This window comes from Shimia sediminis, from assembly GCF_003990645.1.
GTDB classification, from domain to species: Bacteria; Pseudomonadota; Alphaproteobacteria; order Rhodobacterales; family Rhodobacteraceae; genus Shimia; species Shimia sediminis.
Genome location: NZ_RYZK01000007.1, coordinates 49,476 through 70,796, shown reverse-complemented (window position 1 = coordinate 70,796; position 21,321 = coordinate 49,476). Strand labels below are relative to the sequence as shown.

22 protein-coding genes are annotated in these 21,321 nt (G+C 60.3%); 7 read left to right on the top strand and 15 right to left on the bottom strand.

The window, feature by feature from the left end; all coding sequences use genetic code 11:
- Nucleotides 1-88: 88 nt before the first annotated feature.
- The gene (locus EK369_RS14925) at nucleotides 89-946 is read left to right on the top strand and encodes a helix-turn-helix domain-containing protein (protein WP_127115074.1); all 858 of its coding nucleotides are present in this window, start codon (nucleotides 89-91) and stop codon (nucleotides 944-946) included.
- On the opposite strand, the gene EK369_RS14920 is transcribed toward EK369_RS14925, so the two are convergent.
- From EK369_RS14920 to bcoG, 3 genes are all read right to left on the bottom strand, one after another.
- Nucleotides 943-1,704 (bottom strand): SDR family oxidoreductase, encoded by a 762-nt coding sequence (locus EK369_RS14920; RefSeq protein ID WP_127115073.1) that lies wholly within the window; start codon nucleotides 1,702-1,704, stop codon nucleotides 943-945. The two genes, EK369_RS14925 and EK369_RS14920, sit on opposite strands and share 4 nt — an antisense overlap.
- Nucleotides 1,701-3,176, bottom strand: a complete 1,476-nt coding sequence (locus EK369_RS14915) for a carnitine 3-dehydrogenase (RefSeq protein ID WP_127115072.1) — start codon at nucleotides 3,174-3,176, stop codon at nucleotides 1,701-1,703. Before EK369_RS14915 ends, EK369_RS14920 begins: the two co-directional genes overlap by 4 nt.
- A gap of 138 nt (nucleotides 3,177-3,314) precedes the next feature.
- The gene (gene bcoG, locus EK369_RS14910) at nucleotides 3,315-4,229 is read right to left on the bottom strand and encodes a 3-dehydrocarnitine:acetyl-CoA trimethylamine transferase BcoG (RefSeq protein ID WP_127115071.1); all 915 of its coding nucleotides are present in this window, start codon (nucleotides 4,227-4,229) and stop codon (nucleotides 3,315-3,317) included.
- A 78-nt stretch (nucleotides 4,230-4,307) separates the two neighbouring features.
- On the opposite strand from bcoG, the gene EK369_RS14905 reads away from it, so the two are divergent.
- Together EK369_RS14905 and EK369_RS14900 are read left to right on the top strand one after the other, a co-directional pair.
- Entirely contained in the window at nucleotides 4,308-5,288 is a 981-nt protein-coding gene (locus EK369_RS14905; RefSeq protein WP_127115070.1) for a GlxA family transcriptional regulator, read from the top strand.
- 129 nt (nucleotides 5,289-5,417) lie between these two features.
- Entirely contained in the window at nucleotides 5,418-5,942 is a 525-nt protein-coding gene (locus EK369_RS14900) for a phage tail protein (RefSeq protein WP_127115168.1), read from the top strand.
- Nucleotides 5,943-6,010: 68 nt separating this feature from the next.
- Here EK369_RS14900 and scpA read toward each other — a convergent pair whose 3' ends face one another.
- Nucleotides 6,011-8,137: a methylmalonyl-CoA mutase gene (scpA, locus tag EK369_RS14895; RefSeq protein WP_127115069.1), complete on the bottom strand. Its 2,127-nt coding sequence runs from the start codon at nucleotides 8,135-8,137 to the stop codon at nucleotides 6,011-6,013.
- A 104-nt stretch (nucleotides 8,138-8,241) separates the two neighbouring features.
- On the opposite strand from scpA, the gene EK369_RS14890 reads away from it, so the two are divergent.
- Entirely contained in the window at nucleotides 8,242-8,691 is a 450-nt protein-coding gene (locus EK369_RS14890) for a DUF4174 domain-containing protein (RefSeq protein ID WP_127115068.1), read from the top strand.
- Nucleotides 8,692-8,698: 7 nt separating this feature from the next.
- On the opposite strand, the gene EK369_RS14885 is transcribed toward EK369_RS14890, so the two are convergent.
- From EK369_RS14885 to EK369_RS14850, 9 genes are all read right to left on the bottom strand, one after another.
- On the bottom strand, nucleotides 8,699-9,217 hold the full coding sequence (locus EK369_RS14885) for a hypothetical protein (protein WP_164727008.1): 519 nt from the start codon (nucleotides 9,215-9,217) through the stop codon (nucleotides 8,699-8,701).
- A gap of 5 nt (nucleotides 9,218-9,222) precedes the next feature.
- Complete coding sequence (locus EK369_RS14880; RefSeq protein ID WP_127115066.1) at nucleotides 9,223-11,271, bottom strand: acetyl-CoA carboxylase biotin carboxylase subunit; 2,049 nt, start codon at nucleotides 11,269-11,271, stop codon at nucleotides 9,223-9,225.
- Nucleotides 11,272-11,408: 137 nt separating this feature from the next.
- Nucleotides 11,409-11,615, bottom strand: a complete 207-nt coding sequence (locus EK369_RS14875) for a hypothetical protein (protein ID WP_127115065.1) — start codon at nucleotides 11,613-11,615, stop codon at nucleotides 11,409-11,411.
- Nucleotides 11,616-11,955: 340 nt separating this feature from the next.
- Complete coding sequence (locus tag EK369_RS14870; protein WP_127115064.1) at nucleotides 11,956-12,315, bottom strand: hypothetical protein; 360 nt, start codon at nucleotides 12,313-12,315, stop codon at nucleotides 11,956-11,958.
- A gap of 75 nt (nucleotides 12,316-12,390) precedes the next feature.
- A complete protein-coding gene (locus tag EK369_RS21830; RefSeq protein WP_164727007.1) occupies nucleotides 12,391-12,537 on the bottom strand; it encodes a hypothetical protein in 147 nt (48 codons plus the stop codon).
- Nucleotides 12,538-12,751: 214 nt separating this feature from the next.
- Nucleotides 12,752-13,102 (bottom strand): DUF6497 family protein, encoded by a 351-nt coding sequence (locus tag EK369_RS14865; RefSeq protein ID WP_127115063.1) that lies wholly within the window; start codon nucleotides 13,100-13,102, stop codon nucleotides 12,752-12,754.
- A 127-nt stretch (nucleotides 13,103-13,229) separates the two neighbouring features.
- On the bottom strand, nucleotides 13,230-13,586 hold the full coding sequence (locus tag EK369_RS14860; protein WP_127115062.1) for a hypothetical protein: 357 nt from the start codon (nucleotides 13,584-13,586) through the stop codon (nucleotides 13,230-13,232).
- Entirely contained in the window at nucleotides 13,583-13,984 is a 402-nt protein-coding gene (locus EK369_RS14855; protein ID WP_127115061.1) for a cupin domain-containing protein, read from the bottom strand. Before EK369_RS14855 ends, EK369_RS14860 begins: the two co-directional genes overlap by 4 nt.
- An 85-nt stretch (nucleotides 13,985-14,069) precedes the next feature.
- On the bottom strand, nucleotides 14,070-15,602 hold the full coding sequence (locus tag EK369_RS14850) for an acyl-CoA carboxylase subunit beta (protein ID WP_127115060.1): 1,533 nt from the start codon (nucleotides 15,600-15,602) through the stop codon (nucleotides 14,070-14,072).
- A 186-nt stretch (nucleotides 15,603-15,788) separates the two neighbouring features.
- On the opposite strand from EK369_RS14850, the gene EK369_RS14845 reads away from it, so the two are divergent.
- The 3 genes from EK369_RS14845 to EK369_RS14835 all read left to right on the top strand — a co-directional run bounded on the left by EK369_RS14845 (nucleotide 15,789) and on the right by EK369_RS14835 (nucleotide 19,339).
- Nucleotides 15,789-17,003 carry a multidrug effflux MFS transporter gene (locus EK369_RS14845; protein WP_127115059.1) on the top strand — a complete coding sequence of 405 codons (1,215 nt, stop codon included), beginning with the start codon at nucleotides 15,789-15,791 and terminating at the stop codon, nucleotides 17,001-17,003.
- A gap of 75 nt (nucleotides 17,004-17,078) precedes the next feature.
- Nucleotides 17,079-18,479, top strand: a complete 1,401-nt coding sequence (locus tag EK369_RS14840; protein ID WP_127115058.1) for a helix-turn-helix domain-containing protein — start codon at nucleotides 17,079-17,081, stop codon at nucleotides 18,477-18,479.
- Nucleotides 18,480-18,523: 44 nt separating this feature from the next.
- Nucleotides 18,524-19,339, top strand: a complete 816-nt coding sequence (locus tag EK369_RS14835; protein ID WP_127115057.1) for an alpha/beta hydrolase — start codon at nucleotides 18,524-18,526, stop codon at nucleotides 19,337-19,339.
- Here the strand turns inward: EK369_RS14835 and EK369_RS14830 are convergent.
- Both EK369_RS14830 and betA read right to left on the bottom strand, forming a co-directional pair.
- Entirely contained in the window at nucleotides 19,318-19,560 is a 243-nt protein-coding gene (locus tag EK369_RS14830) for an HP1242/YdcH family protein (protein ID WP_127115056.1), read from the bottom strand. The two genes, EK369_RS14835 and EK369_RS14830, sit on opposite strands and share 22 nt — an antisense overlap.
- 98 nt (nucleotides 19,561-19,658) lie before the next feature.
- Entirely contained in the window at nucleotides 19,659-21,317 is a 1,659-nt protein-coding gene (gene betA / locus EK369_RS14825; RefSeq protein ID WP_127115055.1) for a choline dehydrogenase, read from the bottom strand.
- Nucleotides 21,318-21,321: the final 4 nt, after the last annotated feature.

The window sequence follows — 21,321 nt, the reverse complement described above, 5'->3', positions numbered from 1 at the left end:
CCTTCACAAACCTGTTATCAGCGGCAGATCATCTTCGGAATTCTGAAAGTAATTCACAAAATCCAGCTTTGGTGATAAAAATCATCTTATGGGCACAAACATCGACAAACGCCTGCGCGCCGACCGCTTTCGGCAGCGATTGGCCGCCGCCATGCGCACCAAGGACGTCAGTCAAAGCGCGCTGGCCCGCAACATTGGCGTGGATCGCTCGACGATCTCGCAACTTCTGAAGGATCAGGGTGCCCGCCTGCCAAATGCGCAGGTGGTGGGAGAATGCGCCTCGGCGCTTGGGGTCTCGGCGGACTGGTTGTTGTCACTGACCGACCGCCCCGAAAGTGCGGCTGATATCCTTGCCAACTCGCTGACACTCACTGCGGCACCGCGTGCGCTGGTGGATGAGCAAATCTTTGACTGGCACCTGGAAGCGGCGGGCTACAAGATTCGCCATGTGCCTGCGGGCCTGCCCGACATGCTCAAAACACGTGACGTTCTGGAATGGGAATACTCACCTCATCTGGGCCGCACCACAGAGCAGGCGATTGGCGCCTCCGAGGACCGGCTGAACTGGATGCGTGCAAGCCAGTCGGATTATGAAATTGCCCTGCCGCTTTATGAGCTTTCGAGCTTTGCCAAGGGCGTGGGTTATTACGAGGGCTTGCCTGCCGGATTGCGCCAAGCCCAGCTGGATCACCTGAGATCTCTGACCAAACAGCTCTATCCGCGCCTGCGCGTCTATCTGTTCGATGCACGACGACTGTTCTCGGCCCCGATCACGGTATTTGGTCCACTGTTGGCAGTGCTTTACCTAGGGCGCAATTACTTGGCTTTTCGTGATACCGAGCGGGTGCAGGGCTTTACCGAGCATTTTGACAATCTTGTGCGGCAGGCCTCGATCACGGCGCGCGCGCTGCCCGACCATATCGAGACCCTCAGGCGTGCGACCTAAACCTTTGGGTCCGGGTTCACGGTATGGCCATCAACGGCGATGACCTGCCCCGAGACAAACCGCGCCGCGTCTGATCCCAGAAACACCGCCATCTCACCAATGTCGCGGGCTTCAACAAAGCTGCCCATCGAGGTGCCCGAGGCATAGCCTGCATAGACCTGATCACGGGTCATGCCCTTGGCCGCAGCCTCGCGGGCCAGCACACCTTCCATGCGCTCGCCCTCAACAGACCCAGGGCAAATCACGTTGCAGCGCCCGCCATGGGGTCCCAACTCCATCGCCAGGGTCTTGGCCAGCCCGATCACCGCCCATTTGGCGGCACAATAGGGCGACCGGTTGGGATAGCCATATTGCCCTGCGGTCGAAGAGGTCACGATGATCGACCCGGATCCGGCCTCTTTCATCATCGGCACCGCATGTTTTGCCGCAAGGAATGCGCCGTCGAGATTGACCGAGACACAAGCCCGCCAATCCTCGAGCGCGATGTTTTCCACTTGCGCCGTGGGGCCCGCCACGCCTGCATTGGCACAAAGCACATCCAGCCCACCCCAGCTGGCGCGCACCTCGTCAAACATGGCCGCCATCTGCGCCTCGTCAACCACATCGACGTGAGATCTGCGCCAATGCCCCGGTGCCTCATCCAGAAGCCGCGCGTTCAGGTCGCTGATCCACACCTGATAGCCGGCCTGGTCAAAAGCCTCGGCCATGGCGCGACCGATCCCGGACGCGCCTGCGGTGATCAGAACCCGGCGGTTCATCGTGGCTGGCCGACGTAGCGGCCCACACCTTCGGGTGCGGGCAAAGCCGCCTGAGCCTTGGAAATCATGGCCAGATTTGCCACGATCTCATCCGAAGGCACCGACGGGCGACGCGTTTCTAGGCTGACGTGGATCAGGATATGCTCACCCGTCGCCAAGAGTGTGTCACCCGCATACATCTCGTGCCAAAGGTGCATCTTCTTGCCCTCGGCACTCAGTACCCGCGTGCGCACCTCGATCCGCGCCCCCAGATGGGTTTCGTCGATGTGGCGGATATGGGTTTCTGCGGTGAAGTAGCTGCCGCCGGTTGCAATGTACTCCTGATCGCAACCAATAATCTCCATCAAGCGATCCGAGGCATCGGCAAAAGCATTCAGATAGCGGCTCTCGGTCATATGGCCGTTATAGTCCAGCCAGTCGATCGGCACGGCGCGGGCCACGGTCACGATGGGCTGTGAAGGATCCTCGATGTCGGCGGAACGTCGCACCATGCCGGACTCGGCCGCCAGTTTGACGTCGTGGGTGTTCATCAGCGCACCGGCACCCCAGTTCTGCCCCTTTAGCGCGCGCATCATGGCAACCAGGTTGTTGTCGCGGATGCGCTCCATCTCGCGGATATCCATATGGCCGGATTGCGCGTCGGACTGGCCTGCAATCAGGTCGACCAACTCGTCATTGAACTCGGGCACATCCATCAGTTTGGTCCAGGGCCATTTCAACGCCGGGCCGAATTGCGCCATGAAGTGTTTCATGCCCGCTTCACCACCCGCCACACGGTAGGTGTCAAACAGGCCCATCTGCGCCCAGCGGATGCCGAACCCCATGCGGATCGACTCGTCGATTTCTTCGGTGGTGGCGACGCCATCCTTGACCAGCCACAGCGCTTCGCGCCAGACGGCTTCAAGGAACCGGTCGGCTATATGTGCGTCGATCTCTTTACGCACGTGCAAGGGGTACATGCCCAGACCCGAAATGATCCCCTTGGCCCGCTCCACGACCTCGGGCGAGGTCTGGTCGCTGGGGACAATCTCGATCAAGGGCATCAGGTAAACCGGGTTGAACGGGTGCGCGACAAGGATTTGCTCGGGCCGCGCGGCCCCTTCCTGCAATTCGGACGGCTTGAAGCCACTGGTCGATGAGCCAATGATCGCCCCCGGCGCGCAGTGTTCCTGCAGGGTTGCGTAGACCTTGTGCTTGATCTCGAGCCGCTCAGGCACGCTTTCCTGAATCCAGTCCGCGCTCTCTACGGTTTCCGCGATGGTCTCGTGAAGGCTGAGCGCGCCCTCGGCTGGCAATGCCGTGTCGGAAAGCCCCGGCATAGACCGACGCGCATTGTCCAGCACTTCGCCAATCTTGCGCTCAGCCTCGGGGTCAGGATCGAACACCCGCACGTCCCAGCCGTTCAAAAGAAAGCGCGCAGCCCAGCCGCCGCCAATTACTCCACCGCCAATAATAGCCGCTGTTTTGGTCATGTTCTGATACCTTTGAGCAGCTCGGGCGAGGCATACAGCGCCTGCCCCCTGCTTCATCTTGAAAGAGTTTCTTGGGGGCGCACACGTGTCGTGCCATTGGTCCGAAAAACAATGGCGACGGGCTGGCCCCCAATCCTGTTACTTTGCCACCGGCGCGCGTTTGGTCAGCTTCAGCTTTTCGCGCACCTCTGCCGGGCCAATCACCCGTGCGCCCATGTTCTCGATGATGGTCACAGCGCGTTCTACCAGCTGATAGTTCTCGGCCAACACGCCCTTGTCGAGCCACAGGTTGTCTTCCAGACCAACCCGTACGTTGCCACCGGCCAATACGGCGGCAGCGACATAGGCCATCTGATCGCGGCCCAGCGAAAAGGCCGACCAGTTCCACTCGGATGGTACGTTGTTCACCAACGCCATGAAGGTGTTCAGGTCGTTTGGCGCCCCCCACGGCACACCCATGCACAGCTGCACCAGCGCGTCGGGCTCCAAAACGCCGTCTGCAACCAGTTGCTTGGCATACCAGAGATGGCCGGTGTCAAAGGCCTCGATCTCGGGCTTTACGCCCAGATCAGTCATCATCTGGCCCATCGCGGTCAACATGCCCGGCGTGTTGGTCATGACATAATCAGCTTCGGCAAAGTTCATGGTGCCGCAGTCGAGCGTGCAAATTTCAGGCAGGCATTCGACCACATGGGCCATACGTTCGGTTGCGCCGACCATATCGGTGCCTGCAATTGGGGGCAGCGGGGTTTCCACGCCGCCAAAGACCATATCACCGCCCATACCTGCGGTGAGGTTCAGCACCGCGTCGACTTCGGCGTCACGGATACGATCCGTCACTTCGCGGTACAGCCCCAGGTCACGGCTGGGCGCGCCGGTTTCTGGGTCACGCACGTGGCAGTGCACCACGGCGGCACCCGCCTTGGCCGCAGCAATGGCACTGTCGGCAATCTGCTTGGGCGAACGCGGCACATGTGGGCTGCGATCCTGCGTGCCACCCGAGCCGGTCACGGCGCAGGTGATGAAGACCTCTTTGTTCATTTGCAAAGGCATGGTGATTCCTTTCGAAAGATTTGCCCAAGTATCAGGTCGCTTGCGTTGCGATATTTTCCCTTTTACGAATGATACTTGATGAAAGACGCAAAAACCTTACTTGTTGGACACGATACCCCGCTTTCCACTGCGGTTCTCACGCTGGATCAGTGCAACACGCTGAGTTTTGCCGCTGCTGTGGACCCGATGCGCGCGGCCAATCGGCGAGCCGGGCGCAGTTTGTTCAACTGGAGTTTCTACACCCCGGACGGGCAGCCCGCTAAGCTGACCAGCGGTCTTGAAATACACGGCGCACCCATTGCGTCGGCCGCAACCTGCGACCTTCTGGTGATTGTCGCCGGATTTGGCCTCGAGGCGCACGCCACGCCGCGCTTGATGGCGTCTTTGCGGCGGCTGCACGGCACAGGCACCGCCATTGCCGCCATCGACGGCGCGCCGTGGTTGCTGGCCCAGGCAGGGCTGCTCGACGGGCACAGCGCCACGACCCACTGGGAAGACCTCGAAGATTTTGCCACACGTTTTCCTGCCATCGACACGCGCCGCGACCGATTTGTGATCGACCCGCCCTTTGCCACATCGGGCGGGGCGGCGCCGGGGATCGACATGATGCTGCACCTGATCGAGGCACGGTTTGGTGCTTCACTGGCCACACGCATTGCCAGCGCCTTTGTCTATGACCCGGTGCCGCCTGATGGTCGCGGCACAGGACCCGGAGCCACGCCTCGGCCTGTGCGCCGGAATCCACAGATCGCCCGCGCGCTGGACCTGATGCAGCGCCACATTGACGAACCCTTGCCCATTCCGGCCATCGCCCGCGGGCTGAGCCTCTCGACGCGCAGCCTGGAACAGCGGTTTCGCACCCACCTCGGGCAATCGCCGCACCAGTTCTATCTGCACCTGCGCCTGAACGAGGCGCACCGTCTCGCCATCGATACCTCGATGAGCGCCGGTGAGATCGCGGCAGCCACCGGATTCGCGTCGCAAGCCAGCTTTGCCCGCGCCTTTCGCGCCCTGCACGGGCTGTCCCTGCGCGACTTGCGCAAACGCCTTGAACGTTAGGCCACCAAAAATCGGGATTTGACAGATCGCGCCCCGGCCCCGCACTCTGTCAGGACACTTCAGTCCAATCAGGAGCGCAACGTGTCATTCTTCAAATCCATTTTCAGTACGGCCACCCTGGCCGCAGCCCTGGGCGTTTCCACACTCACCGCAGGCACCCAGGCCCAGGCTTTTGAACCCCTGCTCGGGGAAATTCGCACTTTTGGGTTCAACTTCTGCCCACGCGGCTGGGCCGCTGCGGACGGTCAGCTTTTGCCGATCAATCAGAACACGGCGCTCTTCTCGCTCTTTGGCACGATTTACGGCGGCGATGGCCGCACCACCTTTGGATTGCCGGACCTGCGTGGGCGGTTTGTCATGCACCAAGGCACCGGACCCGGGCTGACGCCGCGCAACATGGGCCAAAAGCAGGGGCAGGAAACCGTGACCTTGACCACCAATCAGATCCCCAGTCACACCCACGACGTTCTCATCACGCAGACGGAAGACGCGGGCAACAATGGCGGCCTTGTGGTCAAGCAGGCCAGCTCGACCGGCATGGCCTCTGGCGGCACCGCCAATGTCGGAGGCGGGCAGGCCCATGAAAACATGCCACCGCTTTTGGTGATGAACACCTGCGTCGCACTTCAGGGCGTCTATCCGTCCCGCAGTTAGGGCATGATGCTCTTGCCAACAAAAAAGGGGCCGCCTGGCCCCTTTTCTTTTGGTCTTTATCTGATTTCTCAGCCGCGCGCGTCGCGGATCAGCCGCAGGATGTCCTGTGCTGCTTCGGGAATGTTGGTACCCGGGCCAAAGATCGCCTTGACCCCTGCGTTTTGCAGGAACTCATAGTCCTGCTGCGGGATCACGCCGCCACAGATCACGATGATGTCTTCGGCGTCTTTCTGCTTCAGCGCTTCGATCAGCTGGGGGGCAAGGGTCTTGTGACCAGCGGCCTGCGAAGAAATCCCCACCACGTGCACGTCGTTGTCCACAGCGTCCTGGGCCGCCTCGTCCGGGGTCTGGAACAGCGGACCGACGTCGACGTCAAAGCCGATGTCGGCAAAGGCGGTCGCAATGACCTTGGCGCCACGGTCGTGACCATCCTGGCCCATCTTCACCACCAACAGACGCGGGCGACGGCCCTCTTCCTCGGCAAAGTCCTCGATGGATTTCTGGATCGCGGCAAAGCCTTCGTCGCCTTCGTAGGCCGCGCCATAGACGCCAGCCAGCGTTTTGACTTCGGCGCGGTGGCGGCCGAATTCCTTTTCCATAGCCATGCTGATTTCTCCAACTGAGGCGCGCGCGCGGGCGGCCTCGACTGCGGCGGCCAACAGGTTGCCGCCTTCTTTTGCCACGCGGGTCAGTTCGTCCAGAGCGGCGGTGCAAGCGGCATCGTCACGCTCGGCGCGCAGTTTCTCAAGCCGCGCGACCTGGCTTTCGCGCACGGCAACGTTGTCCACATCAAGAATGTCGATCACGTCTTCTTTCTCTTTGCGGTACTTGTTGACGCCGACAATAACCTCGTCACCCTTGTCGATCATTGCCTGACGGGTCGCGGCGCTTTCTTCGATACGCAGCTTGGGCATCCCCGAGGCCACGGCCTTGGTCATGCCCCCCATCTCCTCGACCTCTTCCATCAGCGCCCAGGCTTTCTGGATCAGGTCATCGGTCAGGCTTTCAACGTAATACGAACCGGCCAGCGGATCGACCACATTGGTGACGCCGGTCTCTTCCTGCAGCACCAGCTGGGTGTTGCGTGCGATGCGAGCCGAGAAATCGGTCGGCAAGGCAATCGCCTCGTCCAGCGCGTTGGTATGCAGCGACTGCGTGCCACCCAGAACAGCCGACATCGCCTCGTAAGCGGTGCGGATCACGTTGTTGTAGGGGTCTTGTTCCTGCAGGCTGACCCCTGAGGTCTGGCAGTGGGTGCGCAGCATCTTGGAACGCTCGTTCTTGGCACCAAACTCGGTCATCACACGATGCCAGAGCGTCCGCGCCGCGCGCAGCTTGGCCGCTTCCATGAAGAAGTTCATGCCAATGGCAAAGAAGAACGACAGACGGCCGGCAAACTTGTCGACATCCATGCCCGCATTCATTGCCGCACGCACGTATTCACGTCCATCGGCCAGCGTATAGGCCAGCTCTTGCACAAGGTTCGCGCCAGCCTCTTGCATGTGGTAGCCCGAGATCGAGATCGAGTTGAATTTCGGCATCTCGTTCGACGTGTACTCGATGATGTCCGAGATGATCTTCATCGACGGCTCGGGCGGGTAGATATAGGTGTTGCGCACCATGAACTCTTTCAGAATGTCGTTCTGAATGGTGCCCGCAAGAACCGATTTGTCATGGCCTTGCTCTTCGCCTGCCACGATGAAGTTTGCCAAAATCGGAACCACCGCACCGTTCATGGTCATCGAGACCGAGACCTTGTCCAATGGGATGCCGTCGAACAGAACCTTCATGTCCTCGATCGAGTCGATGGCCACACCGGCCTTGCCCACGTCACCCACCACGCGCGGATGGTCGCTGTCATAGCCGCGGTGCGTGGCCAGGTCGAAGGCCACCGACACACCCTGTTGACCAGCCGCCAAATTGCGGCGGTAGAATGCGTTGGATTCCTCGGCAGTCGAGAAACCAGCGTACTGACGGATCGTCCACGGACGGCCCGCATACATCGTTGCCTTGACGCCACGTGTGAACGGGCCAAAGCCGGGCATTGAGCCCATGTGGTCCAGACCTTCGGTGTCTTCCGCCGTATAAAGCGGCTTCACATCGATGCCTTCCAGCGTGTTCCATGTCAGGTCGTCCAACGGGCGGCCACGCAGCTCTTTTTCCGCGAGCGCCGACCAGTCCTCTTTCTTGGTCATGTCCTTTTCCTCATCTCTGGGGCGATCCACATCAGGATCAGGCCCATTCACTCTTTGAATTGCTGACAGGCGGCATATATTGGTGAGGACAGGAGAGTCCGCCCATGCGCCGCTTGGCATTTGTTTTGATTACGTTTCTGGGAAGTTCCGCACTGGCCGCCGATGGCGCAGCCACGGACGAACCCGCATTGTTCATGGATGGCACCGAGGTGGCATTGTCCGATTTTGAGTGGTTGAAGCGCCCGGTGGTCGTCTTTGCCGACAGTCCGAACGACCCCCGGTTTCGCCAGCAGATCGACCTGTTGCAAGACAGCCCCGACCTTTTGGAAACTCGCGATGTCGTGGTGTTGACCGATACCAACCCTGCAGCCCAAAGCGCTCTGCGCACGGAACTGCGCCCACGCGGTTTCATGCTGGTGGTGATGGGCAAGGACGGCAAGATATACCTGCGCAAACCTTCGCCGCGCAATCTGCGCGAGATCACGCGCTCAATCGACGGCATGCCCCTGCGCCAGCAGGAAATCCGCGACCGCCGCGCTGATCCGATCAGATAACACGGCATCACACGTCCCCCCTGACGAAGAAGACTTCGTTTCGGGTTGGATCGAGCAGAGTTACGGCATTGGTGCGCGGCGAATAGATCATCATAACACGAGTGTCGTTCAAAGCCGCCACATAGCGCGCCTGTTCCGCGTCATCCATACAGTCCTTGCCCCCGACACCGGCAGACAAAAGCCCAAGACCATCCGGCAGATCGGCGCTCATCACCATTTCTGAAACGGCTGTCGGGCTTTGGTTTGCAAAGGCAAATGCCACACTGTGCCCGGCAGAGATATCCTGCAGTGCATCACGCAGGTCGCTGGCCACCCGTACCCCAACCAACAGGTGGGGAGAGAGGGTTTCGAACCGCGCCGCCGTGCAGGACAGGCGCGAGTCAAAATGCAACGTAGCCCCGATGGCCACCCATTGACCCAGCTCGTCGCGAACAGCCGCCTCGGAGTCCATGGCACAGCCCGCCAGACCGGCAGCGGCCAAGGCCCCTGCCAGCATCTGAGCATGATATGACTGTGCCAAGGTCATCGGCGTTATTCGAACTCCATGATGACATCATCCACGGCCAGGCTGTCGCCTGCGCTCGCGTTGATCTTGGTCACAACGGTGGTCTTTTCGGCGCGCAGGATGTTTTCCATTTTCATGGCTTCCACGGTGCAGAGCGCCTGACCTTCCTGAACCTCATCGCCAACTTCGACATCGACTTTGACGATCAGACCCGGCATCGGGCAGAGCAGCAGCTTGGAGGTGTCCGGTGCGACCTTTTCCGGCATCAGCTTGGCCAGTTCTGCCTGACGCGGGGTGCGCACGTGCACGCTCAGGTCCGCACCACGGCTGCGGATACGGAACCCGCCCGAGATCTTGCCAACCTTCAAAACCAACTTTTCTCCGCCCACTTTCAGGGTTGCCAGCTGGTCGCCCGGCGTCCAGTTGCTGGTCACGCGCAGCTTATCACCGTCGGCAAACTTGACGGTCGAGCCCTTCTTGTCGGCCTTGACCTTCACCGCGAATTCTTCGCCCTGCAGCGTCACAACCCATTTCTTGCCAACGCGGCGCTCGTGGTTGTCCATGCGTCCCGAAACCCGGGTCCGACGGATTTCGGCAACGCGGTGCATCGCCGCCGTTGCCGCCGCAATCCGGCGCAGCGTGTCCTTGGGCAAGGTCACGCCATCGAAGCCATCAGGATACTCTTCCTCGATAAAGGCCGTGGTCATGTCCCCCGAGATGAACTTGGGATGATCCATCACCGCGCTGACGAAGGGCAGGTTGTGGCCGATGCCTTCCAGCTCAAAGCCGTCCAGCGCGTTGCGCATGGCTTCGATCGCCTCACCCCGGGTCGGGGCCCAGGTACAAAGTTTGGCGATCATCGGGTCATAGTACATGCTGATCTCACCGCCCTCAAAGACGCCGGTGTCGTTGCGCACAGCGTAATCGTCACCCTCAATAGCAACGTCGGCCCACTTGCCGTTGTCCTGCATCGGACCGGCAGCAATCTCGGCCGGGGGGCGATACCGGGTCAGACGACCGATGGACGGCAGGAAGTTGCGATAGGGGTCTTCCGCATAGACACGGTTTTCAATGGCCCAGCCGTTGATGCCCACATCCTCCTGCGTGATGCTCAGAGGCTCACCATTGGCGACACGGATCATCTGCTCCACGAGGTCCACGCCGGTGATCAGCTCGGTCACAGGGTGTTCAACCTGCAGACGGGTGTTCATTTCGAGGAAATAGAAATTCCGGTCTCCATCGACAATGAATTCCACCGTACCAGCACTGGCATAGCCCACGGCCTTGGCCAACGCGACCGACTGTTCGCCCATCGCCTTGCGGGTGGCTTCATCCAGGAACGGCGACGGCGCCTCTTCGACGACCTTCTGGTTCCGGCGCTGGATCGAGCATTCGCGCTCGTTCAGGTAGATGCCGTTGCCATGCGCGTCGCAGAGCACCTGAATCTCGATGTGGCGCGGTTGGGTGACGAATTTCTCGATGAAAATCCGGTCATCGCCAAAGCTGTTTGCTGCTTCGTTCTTGGACGACTGAAAGCCTTCGCGCGCTTCCTGATCGTTCCAGGCGATCCGCATGCCTTTACCACCGCCACCGGCGCTGGCCTTGATCATCACCGGATAGCCGATCTGGTTCGAGATTTTCACGGCCTCGTCCGCGTCCTCGATCAACCCCATGTAACCGGGCACAGTCGACACGTTGGCCTCTTGCGCGATCTTTTTCGAGGTGATCTTGTCGCCCATCGCTTCGATGGCACCTACCGGCGGGCCGACAAACGCCACACCTTCTGCGGCCAGCGCTTCAGCGAACTTCGAATTCTCCGACAGGAATCCGTAGCCCGGATGCACGGCCTGCGCTCCGGACTGGCGGATCGCATCCATCACCTTGTCGATGACGATATAGGACTGGTTCGCGGGGGGCGGGCCGATGTGCACCGCTTCATCCGCCATCTTCACGTGCAGCGCCTGCTTGTCGGCATCCGAGTAGATGGCAACAGTCTTGATGCCCATCTTGCGGGCGGTCTTGATCACGCGGCAGGCGATCTCGCCACGGTTGGCAATCAGGATCTTATCGAACATTTGATGTCCCTTCTTGGTCTTGGCCCAACGCTGCGCGCGGGCTCATGGATACAAAAAAGCCACCGACTCCTGCTGAGGAGTCGATGGCTTTGTGATGGCTGTGGAGGCGCGGTTCCGCGCCCCGAAAAATCAGGGTGTTAACACTTGCTGGGGTTTTCCTTGCAGTAGACGACGTTGGCCGCACTGCCGACGGCCGCACCTGCCAGCCAGCTCCCGCCAACCACAGCTGCCGTGGCTGCCCCTGCACCGGCGCCGATAACGGCTTGCTCTTGCCACGTGTCACCGCAGGCCGCCAGCCCGAACACCATTGCCGCGCCCAAAAGCGCGAGTTTGAAGTTTTCCATGATGAACCGCCTTTTCTGTTCTCTGCCTCTGAGGCGCAGATTGCCTGTTTCAGCGCGCAAGAAAAGCGTATTCCACCGGCAGCGCCGGTTTTGGCAACGATCTGCCGATTACGCAAAGGTGTGAGGGCACCAAGGAAAAATGCGGGTGTTCCGAGAGGGACGCTTTCGGAACACCCGCTAGGGGAAGGGTAACGGAAAATACTGTTACAGGTGCGATCCCTGGTCTGACCGATCACCATGTCCCGACTATTCGCAAGGCCGTGGAGCCGCGCAATGCCCTTGGCTTGCGCAAGTGCACATTGGGCCGCTTCCCGCGCATTTTGGCATGAGATAGGCAAAATCACGCCCAATCCTCCTCGAATGCTTCGGGGAAGGAGACGCGCGCCACGTTGACGTCAATTACAAGAAGTGCTTCGTAATCCGCCGGATCAAAAGTTTCGGGGTCCGCTGGCACCACCTCGCGGCCAAACAGCCAACTCAGACGGCCCGCATCCAGATTGCCGCGTTCAAACGGCTGGTCACCGAAATTCTGCCAAAGCGCTTGCATAAAGCCCGCGTCGGCGCGGCGATCCGCTGGCCTGCGGTCGCGATAGCGCTCGCGCCGGGTGATCGGCGTGACCCCTTTGGGGTTCGGGCGGCGGATAACGAATTGGAAATCAGTGCCGGACAAACGTCCGGGGAAACCACGGTGCTTCAGCATGCCGCGTCCTCCCGTGGTGAAAGGTTGCGGTGGTCGGCGGGCCACATCGCGGCCCGCCAGCCCGTTAGGGCGGAATTACTTGTATTTACCGGTGTAGACCGGTTCTTCCGAGATCGGCGCGGGGTCAACCACGACGTATTCTTCGACCGGCGCGGTGTCAGCACAGGCCGCGACCAGCGCGACGAGACCGATGGCCAGCAAGGATTTGATACTGTTCGACATGTCTTTCTCCAGTTGTTTTTTACTCTTGCAACAGGGTCTGTTAACCCTGCCTGCCCCACTTTTTGGACAACACCCACAGGGATGCATCCGAGGGCAAGAGTACTGGATTCAGACGTAAAAATATATAGATAGCGGCCCTTGTTCATGTGCTGTGGCCGCAAAGCCGCAATTCCGGGGTGCTTGGCACGGGCGGGCGCAAGATGTAGTGGTGGCATCAGAAACCCTCCCAGATACAGGACCCGTTTTCGATGCGGTACGCCTCGAAAAACTGGGTGGCAACATGGGAAACGGCGCCAAACTCGGTTTCCCGGTCCGCGAGCGAAATGATGATCTGGTCCACCGATGTCTCGGCTTTTTCAAGGGCGCGGCGCGCGTGAACTTCGCAGAGATAGAGAAAGTCCGGCTCGACATCGTCAAAGGTGATGCCCTCTTGCCCGATGATCGGCATGACATAGCGGAACCGGGCCACGTCACTGTTGTCCTGCCGCGTTTCATAGATCACTTCATGCAGGCTCAGCTCAAAGCCCGAGGGCACAGCCAGGGACTCCTCCAAATCCCCGGCCATGGCCGCGCCACAAAGGGCCCCTCCAAACGCGGCAAATGCCGTCACGCGCCAGAATTTTCTAGAAAATTCTGCGCTGCAAAAACCTTCTAGAAGGTTTTTGCCCACCCGCAGCCTATTCGTGCAGCTTCTAGGCATGGGTGCCCTCCCGGTGCGCCGCAAAGACGCTCCAGCGGGCCCGCAAATCCGGATCGCTCAACATTTCGGCAATACGCGCGTCCACGCTGGCCTTGTCATGCGCGCCTTCGACGCGTCCTCCTGCGATGATCTCACAAGCATCCCCGCGCCGCGTCACACGCACCGCCGGTGCAAAGCCCCGCAAAGCCTGTAATGTCCGCCACAGATCCTGCCGCACCTGCTGCGCCAACCGCAGCCGCCCGCCATCGGGCAGCGTCGTCTCGGCAGCCACGTCAAACCGCACCGGCAAGGCCCGCGTCACAGTCAGGCTGTCGCCCTCCCGCAGGATATGCCAGCGATTGCGGCTCACTTGGGCGCCTCTTCGTCAAAGGTCGGGAAGTCAGCAGGCGAGATGATCTCGATCAGCTCCATATCGTCGGAGTGACGCACTTCGCGATGTTTGATGCCCGGCGGCTGCAAGACGCAAGACCCTTCGCGCAACAGATGCTCGCCCTGCCCTTCGTATTCAAACACCACCCAGCCCTTGGTCACATAAACCATCTGAAAATCCAGCTCATGAGAATGCCACGCACCGGGGCTTTCCATACCCGGCACAGCGCGGATCACATGCGCGCCGAACTTGCCCTGGGTCGCTTCCTTGATCCCGAGTTGCCGGTACTCAAAGAACGCCCGCAGCCCCGCGCCCTCAAACTTGCCGTCATCGGCGTGAGCGATGGAAAAGGCCTGATTTTTCCAGAGTTGGGTCATGGTGCCTCCCTAAAGTGGGTTCTCAACCCACCGCGGCGGTCAGGTGGGTTGAAACCCACCCTACCCTTTTCCACCAACACCCCGCTTAGAGCGGAATGTTGTCGTGCTTCTTCCACGGGTTCTCGAGTTTTTTGTTACGAAGCGACGCAAAGGCCCGCGCCACCCGCTTCCGCGTGCCGTGCGGCATGATCACTTCGTCGATGAAGCCGCGCTCAGCCGCCACAAACGGGTTGGCAAAGCGGCTTTCATAATCGGCAGTGTGCGCGGCAATCTTCTCGGCATCTCCCAGATCGGCACGATGGATGATCTCGGTCGCCCCTTTGGCACCCATCACGGCGATCTCGGCCGTTGGCCATGCGTAATTAAAGTCACCACGCAGGTGCTTGGAGGCCATCACGTCATAGGCGCCACCATATGCCTTGCGAGTGATCACGGTCACTTTCGGCACCGTGGCTTCACCGTAAGCAAACAGGAGCTTCGCGCCGTGCTTGATGACGCCGCCATATTCCTGAGAGGTGCCCGGCAGGAAGCCCGGCACGTCGACCAGCGTCAGGATCGGGATTTCAAAACAGTCACAAAAGCGCACGAACCGCGCCGCTTTGCGCGACGAGTCGATGTCGAGACAGCCCGCCAGCACCATCGGCTGGTTGGCGACAACACCCACGGTCTGGCCTTCAAGGCGCATGAAACCGGTGATGATGTTCTTGGCATAGTCTTCCTGAATCTCGTAGAAATCCCCCTCATCGGCAACTTTAGCGATGAGTTCCTTCATGTCATAAGGCGTGTTGGGGTTTTCCGGCACCAGCGTATCCAGGCTGTCCTCAATGCGACCCGGCTCATCAAAGAACGGGCGCACGGGCGGCTTTTCGCGGTTGTTAAGCGGCAGAAAGTCGACCAGGCGACGCACTTCAGCCAGCGCCTCAACGTCGTTTTCAAACGCACCATCTGCCACGCTGGATTTCTTGGTGTGGGTCGAAGCCCCCCCCAGTTCCTCTGCCGTCACCACTTCGTTGGTCACGGTTTTTACAACATCCGGGCCAGTCACGAACATGTAAGAGGTGTCTTTGACCATGAAGATAAAGTCGGTCATCGCAGGCGAGTACACCGCACCACCGGCGCAGGGGCCCATGATCACGCTGATCTGCGGCACCACACCCGAAGCCATGATATTGCGTTGGAACACTTCGGCATAACCCGCGAGCGAGTCGACGCCTTCCTGAATACGCGCCCCGCCCGAATCGTTCAGGCCGATGATCGGCGCGCCATTCTGAACGGCCATATCCTGAATCTTGCAGATCTTTTCGGCGTGGGTTTCCGAGAGCGAGCCGCCAAACACGGTAAAGTCCTGGCTGAACACATAGACCATGCGGCCATTGATCGTGCCCCATCCAGTCACCACGCCGTCCCCGGCAGGTTTGTCCTTTTCCATGCCAAAATCAGTGCAACGATGCGATTTGAACATGTCGAACTCTTCAAACGAGCCCTCGTCCAGCAGCAGCTCGATGCGCTCACGGGCGGTCAGTTTACCCCGGCCATGCTGGCTGTCGATACGGCGCTGACCGCCTCCAAGGCGGGCGGTGGCACGGCGGTCTTCCAGTTCCTGGAGGATATCTTTCATGGTAAGTCCCCTTTGATTTGGGGCGACACTAAGGGGTCGAGCCCGTGCTGCAAAGCAGAATCCCGCAAATTTGCAAACCCTGGAAAACCACTTGAGTGCGAATTGCAAAACTGCATACAAAACGCGCCGCGACGTAGGCGACACACCCCATAGACATTGTTCGATCCAAAGCGTAGCTCTTGAAGTATGGCACAAGCTTACCAGGCGCGGTTTCTCGATCGCACCACCCCACCACATATCGTGACGTTGATCCTGCTAGCGGGTCTTTCCGCGCTGAGCATGAACATCTTCCTGCCCAGCCTGCCGGGTATGGCCGCCTATTTCGAAACCGACTATCGCGTCCTGCAACTCTCGGTCGGGGTTTATCTCGGGGTGAATGCGGTGCTTCAGGTCCTGATAGGGCCGATCTCGGACAAGGTCGGGCGACGGCCGGTTATTGTTTGGGGATTGGTTCTGTTCCTGCTGGCAACCCTCGGCTGTCTCTATGCGCCGAACGCCACGATCTTCCTGATCTTCCGCATGGCCCAGGCCGCCATTGTCACGGCCATGGTCCTGAGCCGCGCCATCGTGCGCGACGTTGTGCCAGCCGATCAGGCCGCCTCGATGATCGGTTATGTCACAATGGGCATGACCGTGGTTCCGATGCTGGGCCCGGTTCTTGGAGGCGTACTCGAAGCCCAGTTCGGCTGGCACGCCAACTTTTGGATGCTGTTTGCACTGGGCCTTGTAATTCTCGCGCTCAGCTGGGCGGATTTGGGCGAGACGCGCCGCGCCTCGGGCCTCAGCCTCGGTCAGCAGTTCCGCGAGTACCCGGAGCTTCTGCGAAGCCCGCGATTCTGGGGCTACGCGATGGCCTCGGCGCTGTCGTCAGGAGCGTTCTTTGCCTATCTCGGGGGCGCACCCTTTGTGGGAACTGTGCTTTTCGGACTCAGCCCAACCCTGTTGGGGCTCTATTTTGGCGCACCAGCACTTGGCTATTTCTTTGGTAATTTCCTGTCAGGCACATTGTCGGCACGGATAGGGGTGAACCGCATGGTCGAATGGGGGTGCTTGGTGGCTGTGGCAGGCGTCGCAACGTCGATGATGCTGTTTCAGCTCGGTTTTGGCAGCGCCGAAGTATTCTTTGGCTTCATGACCTTTGTCGGAATTGGCAACGGCATGACCATCCCCAATGCAACCGCGGGCGCTCTGTCGGTGCGCCCTCACCTCGCGGGCACAGCCTCCGGGCTTTCCGGAGCGATCATGATTGGTGGCGGTGCGGGCCTGTCCATGTTGGCGGGTGCGCTATTGACGGAAGAAACCGGCGCGCAGCCTCTGCTTTGGATCATGCTGACCACCGGCGCGTTGGGCATTGCAGCCATCCGTCTGGTGATCCTGCGCGAAAAGCGCCTGCCGATTTAGCCACAGGAACGGGGTGACGGCACGAGTTTGCAAAGCTATCTTTGCAAGAGCTAAGTCACGTCACCCGAGGATTCGATGGCCACTCAGAAACTCTATGCCGGAGCCAAACTGCGCGAAATCCGCACCCGCCTGTCCCTGACACAAAAGGAATTCGCCCAGAAGCTCGGGGTTTCCCTGCCCTATCTGAACCAGATGGAGAACAACAACCGCCCGGTTTCAACCACAGTGGTACTGGCACTGGCGCAAGAGTTCGGGCTGGACGTGACTGAGCTCAGTACCGGTGACAGCGAACGACTTGTCAGCGACATGCGCGAGGCCATGGCAGATCCCATCCTGGCTGAAAGCCCCGCACCCTTGGCCGATCTGCGCCTCACGGCCTCGAACGCGCCGGCCTTTGCCCGCGCCTTTCTGGAACTGCACCGCGCCTATCGCCAGACCCACGAGCGGCTCGCCTCGCTTGACGAAGCGTTGGGGCGCGAAGACGTGCAGATGCAGCCCAGCCCCTGGGACGAGGTGCGTGATTTCTTCCATTACTGCGATAACTATATCGATGCTGTGGACCATGCCGCTGAGAACTTTGCCGCGCGCGCTGCGGCCTTGGGCGGCGTGCGCAATGCCGCGATCAGGACCCTGAACGACAAAGGCGTGGCAGTGACGTTCACCGACGAAGACCGCCTGCGCCACTATGATCCCGAAGCGCGCACCATTTCACTGTCAGACCGGTCTGCAACCGAGACCCAGACCTTTCAGTTGCTTCTGCAGATCGCGCTCTTGCAGTCCGACAAACTGCTCGAGGCCACGCTCGACCTCGCCCGGTTCCAGACGGATGCCGCGCGGGCCATCGCCAAGATCGGGCTGGCAAACTACTTTGCCGGGGCCGCGATGATGCCCTATGGCCAGTTCCTCGAAGCCGCGCGGGAAACCCGCCATGATCTGGAAGTGCTGGCCAATCGCTTTGGTGCCTCGATCGAACAGGTGGCCCACCGCCTCTCAACCCTGCAACGCCCCGGCGCCAAGGGCATTCCGTTCTTTTTTGTGCGCGTCGATCAGGCGGGCACCATCACCAAGCGTCACTCGGCCACCCGCCTGCAATTCGCCCGCTTTGGCGGTGCCTGCCCCTTGTGGAACGTACACAGGGCGTTCGAAACACCGGGGCGTTTCCTGCGTCAACTGGCCGAAACCCCCGATGGCGTGCGCTACTTCTCTCTCGCCCGCGATGTTTCAAAGACCGGGGGGCATTATGGCGCGCCCGTGCGCCGCTATGCCATCGCCTTGGGCTGTGAAATCCGCCACGCCGACGCATTGGTCTATGCCGATCACATGGACATATCGACCGCAGAAGCCTTTGAGCCGATCGGCATCTCCTGCCGAATTTGCGAGCGCACCCATTGCCACCAACGCTCGGTGCCCCCGTTGGAGCGGCGTCTCAGCATCGATGAAAACCAGCGCGGCGTGTTGCCCTATGAGGTTGGATAAAAAGATTTGAAGCCTCCGGCGGGGATATTTGAAGCCAAAAGAAGATGCGGGTGTTGGTAAGGCTCTTTGTGGTGCTTCTGGTGCTGGTGTTGGGTACTGTCGTCTTGGGCAGCATGGCAGAGCGCTGGGTGATCTATCCGTTTGACCCACGCGAAGTCTCACCGGAGAATGTCGGCTTGCCGGAGGTGGCCGTGCAAAGGTTGGATATCAATGGCGCGTCACTGGTGGTCTGGGTAGCCGACCCCAAGCGAGGCAAGCCGGTGATCCTGTATTTTCACGGCAATGCGGGCAACCTTGCCAATCGCAAGGGACGTTTTCAGCACTTTCTCAATCAGGGATACGGGCTGATCGCGCCCGCTTATCGCGGCTCCTCAGGCAGTTCGGGCTCCCCGTCAGAAGAGGTCCTGATCGCGGATGCAGCGGCGCTTTATGTAGAACTCGACCTGAGCAAGCGACCTGTCGTAGTCTACGGCGAAAGCCTTGGCACCGCCGTTTCCATCGCCTTGGTCGAGACGCTGGCGGCACCACCCTCCGCCGTGATCCTGGAAGCCCCCTTTACCTCGATCCCGGGACTGGCAGGGCTGCATTACCCGGGCACGGGGTCGCTGGCAGAAAACCTCGACAACACATGGCGCAGCATCGACCGGGCATCGGCGCTTACCATGCCGCTCCTGATCCTGCATGGCACACAGGACGACCTCATTCCTAACGAGATGGGGCGACAGATTTTCACCGCCGCCCCATCGAGGGAAAAAGATTTTCACGCGGTGCAAGGCGCGGGTCATACCGACCTCTGGCGCGCCAGCACCCAAGCGCGCCTCTGGCGCTTTATCGATGCTTACGCTTTGGACTTGAGATAGGCGTAAACCTCATCCTTGACCAAGCCGCGCCGCTTGCGCAGGTCCACCTCAGAGAGTTCCTCGCGAGGTTCCACGTTGGTTTCCGCACGGTGCACTTTGCGGTTCAGGTCATGATAATCGTCGAACAGCTTGGCAAAATGGGCATCCGAAGTTTTCAGTTCGCTCATCAGTGCGACAAATTCTGGGAATTCTTCGGCCAGTTCGTGCGGGACGTGAGACATATGTTGCGCTCCTCTTGTCTAAAGTCGAACCGAGCCTAGCGGGCGTTTGTCTGCCAGTGCTTTGACACGGATCAAACACCTCTGGATTTTGGCATATTTTACCGCTGAGAGGTTTCCCAGTTCGGGTTGAACCAGGGCTCATCGTTCGCCGGTGCCAGCATGCCGCGCCCAAGGATATGATCGCTGGCCTTTTCACCGGTCATGATCGATGGCCCATTCAGATTGCCATTGGTGATACGCGGAAAAATCGAGCTGTCGGCGACGCGCAGATTGTCAACGCCGATGACCCGGCATTCCGGGTCCACAACGCTTTTGGGGTCATCCACGGCCCCCAGACGGCAGGTTCCACAGGGGTGATAGGCGCTCTCGGCGTGCTCGCGGATGAAGCTGTCCAGCTCATCGTCGGTCTGCAACGCATTGCCCGGCTGGATCTCGTGTTTGACAAAAGGCTTCATGGCGTCCTGCTCAAAAATCTCACGCGTGAGCCGCAGGCATTGGCGGAAATCGATCCAGTCCTGCTCTTCGGACATGTAGTTGAAGAAGATGTTCGGCGCAGCCCTGGGGTCCGAGGACGCAAGCGTCACCTCCCCGCGCGATTCGGCGCGCATCGGGCCGGTATGAGCCTGAAACCCGTGCCCCTCGGCCGAGGCCTGCCCGTCATAACGCACGGCGATCGGCAAGAAGTGGTACTGGATATCCGGGTATTTGATCCCGGCACGCGAACGTATGAACCCTGCGCTCTCGAATTGGTTCGAGGCCCCAAGGCCGGTCTTGGTGAACAGCCACTGCGCGCCGATCAATCCTTTGCCGATCAGGTTCCAATACTTGTAGAGCGTTATCGGTTTCTTGCAGGCATATTGCACGTAAACCTCAAGATGGTCCTGCAGGTTCTGCCCCACGCCCGGACGGTCCGCGATGACCTCGATCCCATGTTCGGCCAGATGCGCCGCCGGACCAATCCCGGACAGCATCAACAGCTTGGGTGAGTTCAGCGAGCTGGCCGCCAGGATCACTTCTGCATTGGCACGGATCACCTCGATCTTGCCACCGCGCTCGACTTCGACGCCAACCGCGCGGCCCCCTTCAATAACCACCTTGCGCGCAAAGGCCCGGATCAGTTCGCAGTTCTCACGTTTCAGAGCCGGTTTCAGATAGGCATTGGCCGCCGACCAGCGCTGCCCTTTGTAAACGGTCATGTCCATCGGGCCGAAACCCTCTTGCTGCTGCCCGTTGTAGTCAGACGTCACCGGATACCCAGCCTGCCGCCCGGCCTCGACAAAGGCCGCATGCAGCGGGTTGGTGCGCGGGCCACGGCTGACATGAAGTGGACCATCCTTGCCGCGCCAGTCCGGGTCCCCACCCTGGCCGCTGTCGTGCCAGTGCTCCTGCCGTTTGAAATAGGGCAACACGTCGGCATAGCCCCACCCGGCAGCACCACTGTCCTCCCAGTGGTCATAGTCTCCCGCATGGCCACGCACGTACACCATACCGTTGATCGAGGACGACCCGCCAATCACCTTGCCACGTGGACAGACCAGCCTTCGGTTGTCCAGGTGCGGTTCCGGCAGGGTTTTGTATCCCCAGTCATACATCGACATGTTCATTGGATAACTCAGCGCTGCTGGCATCTGGATAAACGGCCCGGCGTCGGTGCCGCCATGCTCGATGACCAGAACACGCTTTCCGGCCTGCGCCAGACGATAGGCCATGGCGCATCCGGCACTCCCTGCCCCGACAATCACATAATCCGCGTTCATGGCA